We start from the raw sequence: 13,476 nt of genomic DNA, 5'->3' as shown, positions 1-13,476 counted from the left end.
AGCCGTATTAAGAGGCCTCTGATAGCCATATCTGCGACCGGATGACAAACGATATGCTCGACAAGACGCCCTCCGCCACGCGCCGGATCCCCATCGTCATCGCCACCGTCGTGGTCGGCGGACTGGCCGGCTTCGCCGCGCTGTATGGGCTCGGCCTGAGCCGGGCCCCGTCAGGCGATCCGGCCTGCCGCGCGGCGGTGGCCACGGCCCAGAAGATCGCCCCGCTCGCCCATGGCGAGGTGGCGGCGCTGACCATGGCGAGCGCCCCCCTGAAGCTGCCCGACCTGGCCTTCGAGGATGCCGACGGCAAGCCCAAGAAGCTCTCGGATTTCCGCGGCAAGACGCTGCTGGTCAACCTCTGGGCCACCTGGTGCGTGCCATGTCGAAAAGAGATGCCGGCGCTGGATCAGCTCCAGGCCAAGCTTTCAGGTCCGAATTTCGAGGTGGTCGCGATCAATATCGACACCCGCGACTCCGAGAAGCCGAAAAACTTCCTGAAAGACGCCAATTTGACCAGGCTCGGCTACTTCACCGATCAAAAAGCCAAGGTTTTCCAGGATCTTAAGGCGATAGGCCGGGCTCTGGGCATGCCGACCTCGGTGCTGGTCGACCCGCAGGGCTGCGAAATCGCGACGATCGCGGGCCCGGCGGAATGGGCCAGCGACGACGCGCTCAAGCTGATCCGGGCCGCGCTAGGGCCGGCCGCCGCGTCGCTTTAAGCGGTGATATTGAGGTTGCCGCCGACGCCTGCGCCGACATTGGCGAGCGAGGGCTGACCGGCGCCCAGCAGCGTCAGGACGGCGGATTTCTCCGCGTCCGCGTTCTGCTTCATCAGCGTCGCTGAAATATTCGACTGCAGCGCGCCTTGCTGAGAGGCCAGCATGGTGCTGACCATCGCCATCGTGTCCATTACGCAAACCCTCGTAGCAGCGAGAGCCTAGGGGCGATGGGTTAACGCGACATGAATTGTCACAGTGCCGTGGGATGGATTACCGCGTCGGAACCGGCTTGGCGCCGCGGTAGTCGTAGAAGCCGCGCTGGGTCTTGCGGCCGAGCCAGCCGGCCTCGACATATTTTACCAGCAGCGGGCATGGGCGGTACTTGGAGTCGGCGAGGCCCTCATGCAGCACCTGCATGATCGACAGACAGGTATCGAGGCCGATGAAATCGGCGAGCTCCAGCGGGCCCATCGGATGGTGGGCGCCGAGCTTCATCGCCGCGTCGATCGCCTCGACATTGCCGACGCCTTCGTACAGCGTGTAGATCGCCTCGTTGATCATCGGCAGCAGGATGCGGTTGACGATGAAGGCCGGAAAATCCTCGGAGACGGCGACCTGCTTGCCGAGCTTGGCGACGAATTCCTTGGACGCCTCGAAGGTCGAGTCGTCGGTGGCGATGCCGCGGATCAGCTCGACCAGCTCCATCAGCGGCACCGGATTCATGAAGTGAATGCCGATGAAGCGCTCGGGCCGGTCGGTGGCGGCGGCAAGCCGGGTGATCGAGATCGAGGACGTGTCGGAGGCGACGATCGCCTCCGGCTTCAGCACCGCGCAGAGCTCGTGAAAAATCTTGCGCTTGACCTCTTCCTTCTCGACCGCGGTCTCGATCACGAGATCGCAGTCGGCGAGGTCGTCGAGCTTCTCGGCGAGCTTGATGCGCGCGATCGCCTTGGCCTTGTCGTCCTCGGTCACGCCCTTCTTGGAGACCTGGCGCGCCAGATTGCCGTTGATGGTGGCCATGCCCGACTTGAGACGGTCGGCCGAGACATCGTTGAGCACCACGTCGAAGCCGGCGAGCGCCGCGACATGCGCGATACCATTGCCCATCTGCCCCGCGCCGATCACGCCGACCTTCTTGATCACTGCCGCCATAATGTCATCCACCGGAACGGCGCGCATGTCGCGCCTGCCTAATCCCCCGAGCCGGGAAATCTGATTTAATCAGAACCTTGGCCCGAAACCTAGATTGGATCGCTTCCCCGGCGTGCCCCACGCCAAAGAAAACGCCTCGAAAAAGAAACACCGGCCGGAGTGTACCACTCCGGCCGGTGTTTTTACCTCGTTTTTACTTGCCGAGCTTGCCGAGTGCGTCGGTGAGCTCCGGAACCGCCTGGTAGAGGTCGGCGACCAGGCCGTAGTCGGCGACCTGGAAGATCGGCGCGTCCTCGTCCTTGTTGATCGCGACGATCACCTTGGAGTCCTTCATGCCGGCCAGATGCTGGATCGCACCGGAAATGCCCACGGCGACATAGAGCTCGGGGGCCACGACCTTGCCGGTCTGGCCGACCTGCCAGTCGTTCGGCGCATAGCCGGCGTCCACCGCCGCGCGCGAGGCACCGACACCGGCGCCGAGCTTGTCAGCGAGCGGCTCGATATACTTGGCGAAGTTCTCGCGGCTCTGCATGGCCCGGCCACCGGAGACGATGATCTTGGCCGAGGTCAGCTCGGGACGGTCGCTCTTGGCAACTTCCTCGCCGACGAAGGACGACAGGCCCGGATCGGCCGCAGCCTGAACGCTCTCGACCGGCGCGCTACCGCCGGCACCCGCGGCGGCGAAGGTCGAGGTGCGGACCGTGATGACCTTCTTGGCGTCCTTCGACTTCACCGTCTGGATGGCGTTGCCGGCATAGATCGGGCGCTCATAGGTGTCGGGAGCGACGACCTTGATGATCTCCGAGACCTGCATGACGTCGAGCAGAGCTGCGACGCGCGGCATCACGTTCTTGAAGCGCGAAGTCGCGGGCGCGACGATCGCGTCATAGGACGGCGCCAGCGAGACGATCAACGCGGCCAGCGGCTCGGCCAGGTCGTGCGCATAGGGCTCGCCTTCGGCGACCAGCACCTTGGCGACACCGGCCAGCTTCGCGGCCGCCTCGGCCGCAGCCTTGGTGCCCTGCCCGCCGCCGGCGACCAGCACATGGACGTCGCCGCCGAGTTGGGACGCCGCGGTCAGCGCCTTGTTGGTGGAGTCCTTGAGGACTTCGTGTTCGTGTTCGGCAATCAACAGCGTCGTCATCAGAGCACCCCGGCTTCGTTCTTGAGCTTCGACACCAGCTCGGCGACGTCCTTCACCTTGACGCCGGCCTTGCGGCCCGCGGGCTCAGCCGTCTTCAGAACTTCGAGGCGCGCGGTGACGTCGACGCCGTAATCGGCGACGGTCTTTTCCGCGATCGGCTTCTTCTTGGCTTTCATGATGTTGGGCAGCGACGCATAACGCGGCTCGTTGAGACGCAGATCGGTGGTGACGATCGCCGGTCCCTTGAGCTTCACGGTCTGCAGACCGCCGTCGACTTCGCGGGTGACCTTGAAGTCGCTTCCGTCAACTTCGAGCTTCGAGGCGAAAGTCGCCTGCGACCAGCCGAGCAGCGCGGCCAGCATCTGGCCGGTCTGATTGCTGTCGTCGTCGATCGCCTGCTTGCCGAGAATGATCAGGCCGGGCTGCTCTTCTTCAGCGACCTTCTTCAGGATCTTGGCGACGGCGAGCGGCTCGACGATGCCGTCGGCCTTCACCAGGATGCCGCGATCGGCGCCCATGGCGAGTCCGGTGCGGATCGTCTCCGACGCCTGCGCCGGTCCGATGGAGACCACCACGACTTCGGTCGCCTTGCCGGCTTCCTTCAGGCGCAGCGCTTCCTCGACCGCGATTTCGTCGAAGGGGTTCATCGACATCTTGACGTTGGCGAGTTCAACGCCCGATCCATCGCCCTTGACGCGGACCTTGACGTTGTAATCGACCACCCGCTTTACCGGCACTAAGACCTTCATCGATCCTCTTTCACTCAATTTAGGAGGGGGCTTTTTCAACTGGCGCGGAACCTAAAGGCCTGATCCGGCCCGGTCAACGCGCGACAGGGCCAAATTTTAGACCTTAGAAATGCGCTGCTCAATGGGTCAGTGATTCTGGGGTCAGTGATTTTGGGGTCAGCGGTTCTGGCCCGGAACCCAGAGCACGTCGCCGGCGCCATTATGGTTAGCGGCGCGGCTCGCCACGAACAGGAAGTCCGACAGGCGGTTCATATATTGGATGCCAGCTGCGCCGACCGGCTCCGCGGGCTGGGCCGCGAGTTCCACCATCATACGTTCCGCCCTGCGGCAAATCGTACGAGCGACATGGAGGTAGGCAGCGGCCGGCGTGCCTCCCGGCAGCACAAAAGAGGTCAGCGGCGCGAGCTTGTCGTTGAGGGCGTCGATGTCACGCTCGAGCCGCTCGACCTGGCTTGCCACCACTCGCAGCCGGTCCGCCTTGCCTTCGCGCTCGGGCACCGCGAGATCGGCGCCGAGATCGAACAGATCGTTCTGGATCCGGCCGAGCATCACGTCGAGCTCGGGCGCATCTGTCGTGTGAAGCCGCACCACGCCGATCGCGGCATTGGTCTCGTCGACGGTGCCATAGGCTGCAATGCGCAGATCATATTTCGGACGGCGTTCGCCCGAGCCGAGCGCTGTCGTGCCGTCGTCACCGGTCTTGGTATAGATGCGGTTGAGGACAACCATGTTTAATGCCCCATGGCCCAGACGGCGAGCATGGCAACCACGATCGCCACGAACTGAAGCAGCACGCGCCAGCGCATCAGCTTCTGCGAGGTGTTGGGCGAGCCGCCGCGCATCATGTTGACGAGCCCGAGCAGCAGCACGATCGCCACGGCGCCGGCTGCCACCGGCAGGATGAAGGTACTCAGGAGGGATGCCATCGGGCGTAGATAACACCGTGTGCGCGGCTACGCCATGGCGTTCCCGATCTGGCTTTTAAGCCAATAATATCAGAAGCTAGCTTGATGATCTCCGATTTGCATCCGTCGCCGGCCTTCTACGCCTCTCCCCGCAAGCGGGAAGAGGGAGCAGCACAGGGCTGGCTGTGAGGGCAGTCCGCACCATCTACGTCGTCGTGATGGACGCGTTCTACACGTTCCTGGCCGACGACGGCTGGGCGATCGCGAGCCACATCGCGCTGTCGACGCTGATGGCGCTGTTCCCGTTCCTGATCGTGCTGACCTCGCTCGCCGGCTTCTTCGGCTCCAAGGAGCTTGCCGACCAGGCGGCCGGGCTGATGCTCGAGATATGGCCAAAGCAAGTGGCGGACGCGCTCTCCGGCGAGATCCACGACGTGCTGACCACCACCCGCACCGGCGTGCTGACCATCGGCGCGGTGCTGTCGGTCTATTTCGCGTCCAACGGCGTCGAGGCGCTCCGCGTCGCACTCAACCGCGCCTATGCGGTGGTGGAGATGCGGCGCTGGTACTGGCTGCGGCTGGAATCGATCGGTTACACGCTCGTCGCGGCCATCACCGCGCTTGCCATGGCATTCCTGATCGTGCTCGGCCCGCTCTTCATCGAGGCGGCACGGCGCCACATTCCGCTGTTCGTCGAATCCAACGAGAGCATCCTGACCTGGATGCGCTACGGCATCACCATCGGCGCGCTGGTCGTGGCGCTGCTCATCCTGCATACCTGGCTGCCGGCGGGACGCCGCGGCTTCCTCCAGATCCTGCCCGGCATCGTCTTCACCATCGTGGCGTCGCTGATCTCCGGCATCGTGTTCGGCCAGTACCTGGCGCGCTTCGCCAACAATTACGTGACGATGTATGCGGGGCTGGCCTCGGTGATCATCGCGCTGGTGTTTCTGTATTTCATCGCCGCGATCTTCGTCTACGGCGGCGAACTCAATGCCGCGATCATCAAGTCGCGGCTTCCTCACGGCGTCTCGCTTCAAGCAGCGCAGTCGCTAAAGCCCGCGGAGACACAGGCTTGACCAGGAAGGCGTCGGCGCCGGCCTCGCGCGAGGCCGCTTCGTCCTCGCCGCGGCCGGAGACGCCGATGATGGGAATTTGAGCCAGCGGCGTCTGCATGTTGCGGATTTGCCGGATCGCCTCGACGCCGCCAATGCCCGGCAAGACCATGTCCATCAACACCGCATCGAAGGCGCCCTGCGCGAGCCGGCTCACTGCGTCCTCGCCGCGCCCGATGAACTCGGCATGATGGCCGAGCTCGGTCAAGATGGTGTTCAGCACGACGCGGCCGAACGGATTGTCCTCGACGCTGAGCACGCGCAACGCCGCCAGTGCCTTCGCCTCCTCACCGCCCGATTTGCGCGACTTCGCGGGACCCGCCGCATCCAGCGACACCGTCAGCGTGAAGGTGGCGCCGCCGCCGCGCCGGGGCGCGACCGTGATGTCGCCGCCCATCGCGCGCGCCAGCTGCTTCACCGAGGACAGCCCGAGGCCGGCGCCGCCAAAGCGCGAGGCGATGGTGACATTGGCCTGGGTGAACGGGCGGAACAGCCGCTTGATCTCGGCCATGGTCAGGCCGATGCCACTGTCGGACACCGCGAAGGCAACGCCGACCTTGCGCTTGTCTTTCGCCTTATCCTTGATCTTGCCCCTTCCGCTGCCTTTGGCAGGGGACCAGGGCATGGCCGAGATCGCCACGACACCGTGGTCAGTGAATTTCACGGCGTTGTCGATCAGGTTCTCAAGCGCAGCGCGCAGGCGGACGGAATCTCCGACCACGAGACCCGCGAGTTTCTCGGAGATCAGGACCTCCGCCTGAAGGCCTTTGGCCGCGGCGCGCCCGGCGAGCGAATCGCCGGTGCTGCGGGCAAGGGCCCGCAGGTCGAACAGATCCTGGCGCAGATTGCTGCCGGCTTCCTTCCCGGTCTTGGCGGCATCGACGAACAAGGTGGCAAGGTTGGCCAGATGCTCGGCACCGGCCTTGATGGTGTCCGCCCAGCGCCGTTCGCGCTCGCCGAGATCGGAGGTCGAGAGCAGGTCGCTGATCGCCAGAATGCCGGTCAGGGGGGTGCGGACCTCGTGGGCAAAGGCGGCCAGCGCCGCCTGGATCACGTCAGGTGCGACGGCCTTGCCGCTGCGCGGGCGCAACCTCCCGACCGCCCCGGACCGCTTCCGAGGCGGTAGCCTGGACTTTCGCGTGGTGCGCGCTGCACGCGTTTTCGCCGCCATAAATCCCCTTCGAAGTATCCCCTTCGAACCCCCGGCTGTCGGCTAAGCATGGCACGGCGGAACCCCCGGAGTCACGGCGGCGTTTTGCTAACCCCCAGAGAAACTTAGCCTAATCCCACCAGACTGCGGATGCCGGCAGGTGAGGCACCTGCCTCACGCAACTCTCGCAAGCCGGTCGAGCGGGTCGATTTCGACAGCTTCCGGCCGGCCTCGTCGCGAATCAAGGCGTGGTGGCGATAGGCCGGCTCGGGGAGGTCGAGCAAAGCCTGGAGCAGGCGGTGGACCGAGGTAGCGTGAAACAGGTCCTGGCCGCGCACGATCTCGCTCACGCCCTGGAGCGCGTCGTCGACCACCACGGACAGATGGTAGCTGGTCGGCGTCTCCTTCCGGGCTAGGATCACGTCGCCCCAGGCTTCGGGTCGCGCGACGACCGTGCCCCACTCGCCATCGGGGCCCTTGCCCAACTCGTTCCAGGCCAAGCCGAAGACCCGCTGGCGGGCGGCCGCCATGTCGAGCCGCAGCGCATAAGGCGCACCGGACTCGATCAACTGCTTGCGCTCGGTGGCGGACAGCGATTTCGCAATCCCGGGATACAGCGGCGCACCGTCAGGATCGCGCGGCCAAAGCCCGTCGGCCTCGCGCGCAGCCACCAGCTTTGCAATCTCGGCGCGGCTCTCGAAAGCAGGATAGACGAGACCCAGCGCGGAGAGCTTCTCCAGCGCCGCGCGATAATCGGCAAGATGCTCAGACTGCCGCCGCACCGGCGTCTCCCAGGCGATCCCCAGCCAGCCGAGGTCCTCATAGATCGCCGTCTCGAACTCCGGCCGGCAGCGCGTGGCATCGATGTCCTCGATACGGAGCAACAGCCGCCCGCCTGCTTCGCGCGCGTGGTCGAAATTGAGCAGCGCCGAATAGGCGTGGCCGAGATGCAGCAGGCCGTTGGGGCTGGGGGCAAATCGGAAAACGGGTGGCGGCATTTGGCAAGATCTCGTCATGGCCAAGACTCTGCTACGACAAGACTCTGTTACGATAGGAGATGGATGCGCGGGTCAAGCCTGTGCATGACAAGTAGAGCCATCATGACCATCCACCTCGAAACCCAGTCCGACCTCGAAGAAGCCGTCCATACGCTGATCAAGCGCGATCCGCGGCTCAAACCCGTATTTGAGGTCGCCGGCATGCCGGCGTTGCGGCGGCGCGAGCCGGGTTTTACCGGGCTTGCCCATATCGTCTGCGGACAGCAGCTCTCCACCGCGAGCGCCGCGGCGATCTGGGGACGGCTGTGCGCCGCCTTCGATCCGTTCGACCATGAGGCGGTGCGGCGCGCCCGCACCGACCGGCTGGGCCGCCTCGGCCTGTCCGCCGCCAAGATCAAGACGCTGAAACATCTTTCGCGCGAGATCATCGCGGAGCGGCTGAATCTCGACGTGCTCGCGGAGGAAGACGCGGATGCCGCGCATCACACGCTGGTCGCGCTGCCCGGCATCGGGCCGTGGACGGCCGACGTCTATCTCTTGTTTTGTCTCGGCCATGGCGATGCCTGGCCGGCCGGCGATCTCGCCGTGCAGGAGGGCATCAAGATTGGCCTCGGCCTTCAGGCACGGCCGACGGAAAAGCAGATGGCGCCGCTGGCCGAACCCTGGCGTCCTCTACGCGGCGCGGCGGCCCATCTGTGGTGGAGCTATTATCGCGCGATGAAGAAGCGCGAGGGCGTGCTCACCGCCTGACACCGCCGAACAGCGTTTAAAACTATGTTGCTGTTGCAAACAGTACGCGCGTGATCGATGAGATGCCGGCACAGACACAAGCCGGGATCTGACATCATGACAGCCACCGACTTCATCGTTGCGCGAGACGATTTTGAGACGTGCAAGACGATCACAACCGCGCTGCCCGAGGCGTTGCCGCAAGATGCGCTGCTAGTGAAGGTTGATCGCTTCGCCTTCACCGCCAACAACATCACCTACGCGGTGCTCGGCGACGAGCTGAAATACTGGCAGCTATTCCCAGCGCCGCAGGGCTTCGGCAACATTCCGGTGTGGGGCTTTGGCGATGTGATCGCCTCGACACATCCGAACGTGCCGGTGGGCGAGCGCCTGTTCGGCTATTTCCCGATGGCCACGCATCTCGTGATCGAGGCAACTGATGTCAGCAAGCGCGGCCTGCGCGACGGCGCCGCGCACCGGCAGGGCGTCGCGCCGGTCTACAATGCCTATGCGCGCGTCGGCGGCGATCCCGCTTACGCTGGGCGGCAGGGCGACTACCAGGCGCTGCTGCGGCCGTTGTTCATGCTGTCGTTCCTGGTCGACGACTTCCTGACTGAAAACGACGATTTCGGCGCGCGCACCGTGCTGCTCTCGAGCGCATCGAGCAAGACTGCGTTCGGGCTCGGCCATCTCCTGCATACGCGCGGGCGCAAGGTGATCGGACTGACATCGGCCGGCAACACCGGCTTCGTCACCTCGCTCGGCTGCTATGACGAGGTCGTCACCTATGATCGCGTGACGACGCTGCCGGCGGATGCGCCGGTCGCCTTCGTCGACATGGCCGGCAACAGTGCGCTGCGCGCCGGGCTGCATCAACACTTCGGCGACCAGATGAAGTGCTCGATGCGCGTCGGTTTGACGCATCGCGCCACCGATGCCGACGAAGCCGCGCTGCCCGGCGCAAAGCCGCGCTGGTTCTTCGCCCCCGACCAGATCCGCAAGCGGGCGAAGGATTGGGGTCCTGGCGGCATCGAGCAGCGCTTTGGCGCGGCGTGGTCCGGTTTTGCACCGATGCTGGAGCGATGCCTGAGCGTCGTCGAGAGCCGCGGGCCCGAGGCGGCGCAGCGGGTCTACCTCGACACGCTGAAAGGGCGCATTCCGCCTGAGCAGGGCCATATGCTCTCGTTGCTCGGGTAAAGCGCTTTTGACGTAGCCTGATCCAGTATAGCGTTCGACCTCAGAGGAAACGCCGCGAAGACGGCCACGAGGTCGCGCATGCTGGATCGCACGAAGGATATCGCCGTCTCCGCGCAGGCCTGGCTCGATGAATTCGACCGCGCGCTTGGCAAGCCTGATGGCGCAGCGCTCAACCGGCTTTTCCTCGCCGACAGTTTCTGGCGCGATGTGCTGGCTCTGAGCTGGAACCTGCAGACGCTTGCGGGCCGCGACGAAGTTGCGCAAGCCCTGACTGCGCTCGCGCCCGAGGTAGCGCCGACCAATTTCAAGATCGCCCCGAACCGCGCAGCGCCGCGTTGGGTGACGCGTGCCGGCACCAACACTATCGAGGCCATCTTCAGTTTCGAGACCGCGCCCGGCCGCGGCAGCGGCATCGTGCGGCTCGTGCCCGATACCGCCGACGGCGATCGTCTGAAGGCGTGGACGCTGCTGACTGCGCTTGACGAGCTCAAAGGTTTCGAGGAACCGCTCGGCACGTCGCGCCCGCGTGGACAGGCCTATTCGCGTGACTTCCGCGGGCCGAACTGGCTCGACCTGCGCAACGCCTCGCGCGATTATTCGGATCGCGATCCTGCCGTGCTGGTGGTCGGCGGCGGCCAGGCCGGCCTTGCGATCGCGGCACGGCTGAAGCAGTTGCAGGTCGACACGCTGGTCGTCGACCGCGAGACGCGGATCGGCGACAATTGGCGCAAGCGCTATCACGCGCTCACCCTGCACAACCAGGTGCAGGTCAATCACATGCCCTACATGCCGTTCCCGCCGAACTGGCCGACCTACATCCCCAAGGACAAGCTCGCGAACTGGTTCGAAGCCTATGTCGACGCGATGGAGCTGAACTTCTGGACCGGCACTGAGTTCGAAGGCGGTACCTATGACGAAACCAAGGGTCACTGGACGGTGACGCTGCGCCGCGCCGACGGCAGCAAGCGCACCATGCATCCGCGCCATGTGGTGATGGGGACCGGCGTCAGCGGCATTGCCAATGTGCCTAACATTCCGACCCTCGATCGTTTCAAGGGCACGCTATTGCATTCCAGCCGCTACGAGGACGGCGAGAACTGGCGGGGCAAGCGCGCCATCGTCATCGGCACAGGCAACAGCGGCCACGACATTGCGCAGGATCTCTATTCCAGCGGCGCCGCGGTGACGCTGGTGCAGCGCTCGCCGACACTGGTCACCAATATCGAGCCGTCGGCGCAGCTGGCTTACGCGACCTACAATGAGGGTACGCTCGAGGACAACGATCTGATCGCGACCTCGATGCCGACGCCGCTGGCGAAGAAGACCCATGTGATGCTGACGGAGCAATCGAAGGAGCTCGACAAGGAGCTGCTCGACGGCCTTCGCCGCGTCGGCTTCAAGCTCGATTTCGGCGAGGCCGGCACCGGCTGGCAGTTCAAGTATCTCACCCGCGGCGGCGGCTATTATTTCAACGTCGGCTGCTCCAACCTGATCGTCGAAGGCGCGATCAAGCTGAAGCAGTTCGACGATATCGAGAGCTTCACGGCCGACGGCGCGCAGATGAAGGATGGCACGAGCATCGCCGCCGACCTCATCGTGCTCTCGACCGGCTACAAGCCGCAGGAATACCTGGTGCGAAAGCTGTTCGGCGACGACGTCGCCGACCGCGTCGGCCCGGTCTGGGGCTTTGGCGACGGTCTCGAGCTGCGCAACATGTATGCGCGCACCGGGCAGCCCGGCTTGTGGTTCATCGCCGGCAGCCTCGCGCAGTGCCGGATCAACTCGAAATTCCTGGCGCTGCAGATCAAGGCGATCGAGGAAGGGATTTTGCCACGGGCCGCGGCTGCAAACGAGCACGACAGAGGCAACTGAAGAGGGAACCCCACATGCCAGCCATTCTCGGTGCCGGCGAACACCGCTACCGCGTCGTCGACAATTTCGCAAAACTGCCTAACGGCTGGCAACTGACCGACGTCGCCTCGGTCGCGGTCGATAGCCAGGACCGCATCTACGTCTTCAACCGCGGCGCCCATCCGATGGTGGTGCTCGACCGCGAAGGCAATTTCCTGCGCAGTTTTGGCGAAGGCCTGTTCTCCCGCGCCCACGGCCTGCACATCGATGCCGATGACAATCTCTACTGCACCGATGACGGCGACCACACCGTGCGCAAATGTACCACCGACGGCAAGGTGCTGCTGACGATCGGCATCCCCGCAAAGCCGACCCCGTTCATGAGCGGCGAGCCGTTCCACCGCTGCACCCACACCGCGCTGTCGCCAAAGGGCGAGATCTATGTCTCAGACGGCTATGGCAATGCGCGGGTGCACAAGTACACGCCTGACGGCAAGCTGATCAAAAGCTGGGGCGAGCCTGGCACCGATCCCGGCCAGTTCAACATCGTGCACAATATCGCCACCGACGCCGACGGCTGGGTCTATGTCGCCGACCGCGAGAACCATCGCGTGCAGGTGTTCAACGGCGAGGGCAAATATGAGACGCAGTGGAACAATCTGCATCGCCCCTGCGCGCTGTGCTGTTGCGGCGGCGGCAAGAGCCCGACCTTCGTCATCGGCGAGCTCGGCCCCGGCCTAGCCGTCAACCGCAAGGTGCCCAATCTCGGCCCGCGCCTGTCGATCGTGGACGCCACAGGAAAGCGCATCGCGCGGCTCGGCGGCGAGGAAGGCCCGGGTGTCGCCAGCGGAAAGTTTCTGGCACCACACGGCATCGCGCTGGATTCGAAGGGCGACATCTATGTCGGCGAAGTCGGCGTCACCGACTGGAAGACGAGCTTTCCGGACGAGGAGATGCCGGCCGTGGTGCGCGCGACGCGGTGTCTGCAGAAGCTGGAGCGGGTGCGGGGGTAATTGCGCGGCAGGGCCCCCTCCCCGCTTCGAGCTCCCAAATCGCGGCGTTTTTGAGCGTTTGCCACCCCGCCGCCGTATTGCTTGCGCCTGAATAAGTCGCTCAACGGGCTTCACAATCCCGTCACGCTGCATGTAGTATGTCAGTACATGCTGCTTCGCAGCGTATATTGGAGGCCAGGAGCGTTACTTGAACGCACATGTCTCGCAAGGCAGTTGGCCGGTGCTGGTCCTGAACGCGGACTTCCGGCCGCTGAGTTACTACCCACTGTCTCTGTGGTCGTGGCAGGACGCGATCAAGGCGGTGTTCCTCGACCGCGTCAATATCGTAGCGCATTACGATCAGGCGGTTCATAGTCCCACGCTGCAAATGCAGCTGCCGAGCGTGGTCTCGCTCAAATCCTTCGTCAAGCCGACCACGCATCCCGCCTTCACCCGGTTCAACGTCTTCCTGCGCGATCGTTTCGCCTGCCAATATTGCGGCTCGCCCGAAGACCTCACATTCGATCACATCATCCCGCGCAGCAAAGGCGGCCAGACCACCTGGGAAAACGTGGTCGCGGCCTGCTCACCCTGTAATCTGCGCAAAGGCAACCTCACGCCGGTGCAGGCCAAGATGTTTCCGCGCCAGCACGCCTTCGCGCCGACCGTGCACCAGCTCCACCGCAACGGCCGCCTGTTTCCGCCGAACTATCTGCACGATAGCTGGCTGGATTATCTCTACTGGGATACGGAGCTGGATCCGTAGCGGACGGCT

General features: G+C 64.6%; 15 protein-coding genes. 7 read left to right on the top strand and 8 right to left on the bottom strand.

Translation table 11 applies throughout. The annotated features are described in order from the left end of the window. Window positions 1-53: 53 nt before the first annotated feature. The gene (tlpA, locus tag ACLFLU_RS05285; RefSeq protein WP_426411277.1) at window positions 54-719 is read left to right on the top strand and encodes a thiol:disulfide interchange protein TlpA; all 666 of its coding nucleotides are present in this window, start codon (window positions 54-56) and stop codon (window positions 717-719) included. On the opposite strand, the gene ACLFLU_RS05280 is transcribed toward tlpA, so the two are convergent. From ACLFLU_RS05280 to ACLFLU_RS05255, 6 genes are all read right to left on the bottom strand, one after another. Further along, on the bottom strand, window positions 716-910 hold the full coding sequence (locus ACLFLU_RS05280; RefSeq protein WP_148751685.1) for a hypothetical protein: 195 nt from the start codon (window positions 908-910) through the stop codon (window positions 716-718). The two genes, tlpA and ACLFLU_RS05280, sit on opposite strands and share 4 nt — an antisense overlap. A 79-nt stretch (window positions 911-989) precedes the next feature. Continuing rightward, a complete protein-coding gene (locus ACLFLU_RS05275) occupies window positions 990-1,871 on the bottom strand; it encodes a 3-hydroxybutyryl-CoA dehydrogenase (protein ID WP_426411276.1) in 882 nt (293 codons plus the stop codon). A gap of 193 nt (window positions 1,872-2,064) precedes the next feature. Beyond that, the gene (locus ACLFLU_RS05270) at window positions 2,065-3,015 is read right to left on the bottom strand and encodes an electron transfer flavoprotein subunit alpha/FixB family protein (protein ID WP_426411275.1); all 951 of its coding nucleotides are present in this window, start codon (window positions 3,013-3,015) and stop codon (window positions 2,065-2,067) included. Beyond that, window positions 3,015-3,764, bottom strand: a complete 750-nt coding sequence (locus ACLFLU_RS05265; protein ID WP_426411274.1) for an electron transfer flavoprotein subunit beta/FixA family protein — start codon at window positions 3,762-3,764, stop codon at window positions 3,015-3,017. Before ACLFLU_RS05265 ends, ACLFLU_RS05270 begins: the two co-directional genes overlap by 1 nt. Window positions 3,765-3,920: 156 nt before the next feature. Continuing rightward, a complete protein-coding gene (locus ACLFLU_RS05260; protein ID WP_426411273.1) occupies window positions 3,921-4,493 on the bottom strand; it encodes a cob(I)yrinic acid a,c-diamide adenosyltransferase in 573 nt (190 codons plus the stop codon). 2 nt (window positions 4,494-4,495) lie between these two features. Then, window positions 4,496-4,690: a twin transmembrane helix small protein gene (locus ACLFLU_RS05255; protein WP_426411272.1), complete on the bottom strand. Its 195-nt coding sequence runs from the start codon at window positions 4,688-4,690 to the stop codon at window positions 4,496-4,498. Window positions 4,691-4,854: 164 nt separating this feature from the next. On the opposite strand from ACLFLU_RS05255, the gene ACLFLU_RS05250 reads away from it, so the two are divergent. Next, window positions 4,855-5,748, top strand: a complete 894-nt coding sequence (locus ACLFLU_RS05250; RefSeq protein WP_426411271.1) for a YihY/virulence factor BrkB family protein — start codon at window positions 4,855-4,857, stop codon at window positions 5,746-5,748. Here the strand turns inward: ACLFLU_RS05250 and ACLFLU_RS05245 are convergent. Both ACLFLU_RS05245 and gluQRS read right to left on the bottom strand, forming a co-directional pair. Further along, complete coding sequence (locus ACLFLU_RS05245) at window positions 5,675-6,955, bottom strand: ATP-binding protein (RefSeq protein WP_426411270.1); 1,281 nt, start codon at window positions 6,953-6,955, stop codon at window positions 5,675-5,677. The genes ACLFLU_RS05250 and ACLFLU_RS05245 overlap by 74 nt on opposite strands. 104 nt (window positions 6,956-7,059) lie before the next feature. After that, on the bottom strand, window positions 7,060-7,932 hold the full coding sequence (gene gluQRS / locus ACLFLU_RS05240; protein WP_426411269.1) for a tRNA glutamyl-Q(34) synthetase GluQRS: 873 nt from the start codon (window positions 7,930-7,932) through the stop codon (window positions 7,060-7,062). Between the two features lie 102 nt (window positions 7,933-8,034). Between gluQRS and ACLFLU_RS05235 the strand changes: the two genes are divergently transcribed. From ACLFLU_RS05235 to ACLFLU_RS05215, 5 genes are all read left to right on the top strand, one after another. After that, window positions 8,035-8,682 (top strand): DNA-3-methyladenine glycosylase family protein, encoded by a 648-nt coding sequence (locus ACLFLU_RS05235; RefSeq protein WP_426411268.1) that lies wholly within the window; start codon window positions 8,035-8,037, stop codon window positions 8,680-8,682. Window positions 8,683-8,778: 96 nt separating this feature from the next. After that, complete coding sequence (locus ACLFLU_RS05230) at window positions 8,779-9,858, top strand: DUF2855 family protein (RefSeq protein WP_426411267.1); 1,080 nt, start codon at window positions 8,779-8,781, stop codon at window positions 9,856-9,858. A gap of 78 nt (window positions 9,859-9,936) precedes the next feature. Further along, window positions 9,937-11,730: a flavin-containing monooxygenase gene (locus ACLFLU_RS05225; RefSeq protein ID WP_426411266.1), complete on the top strand. Its 1,794-nt coding sequence runs from the start codon at window positions 9,937-9,939 to the stop codon at window positions 11,728-11,730. A gap of 14 nt (window positions 11,731-11,744) precedes the next feature. Next, window positions 11,745-12,722, top strand: coding sequence for a peptidyl-alpha-hydroxyglycine alpha-amidating lyase family protein (locus tag ACLFLU_RS05220; RefSeq protein WP_426411265.1), 978 nt, complete (start codon window positions 11,745-11,747; stop codon window positions 12,720-12,722). Between the two features lie 187 nt (window positions 12,723-12,909). Then, window positions 12,910-13,467, top strand: a complete 558-nt coding sequence (locus ACLFLU_RS05215; RefSeq protein ID WP_018316280.1) for an HNH endonuclease — start codon at window positions 12,910-12,912, stop codon at window positions 13,465-13,467. Window positions 13,468-13,476: the final 9 nt, after the last annotated feature.

This window comes from Bradyrhizobium ganzhouense, from assembly GCF_049949285.1.
GTDB lineage: Bacteria > Pseudomonadota > Alphaproteobacteria > Rhizobiales > Xanthobacteraceae > Bradyrhizobium > Bradyrhizobium ganzhouense.
The sequence above is the reverse complement of the archived record's forward strand: the minus strand, read 5'-3'. Positions and strand labels throughout refer to the sequence as shown.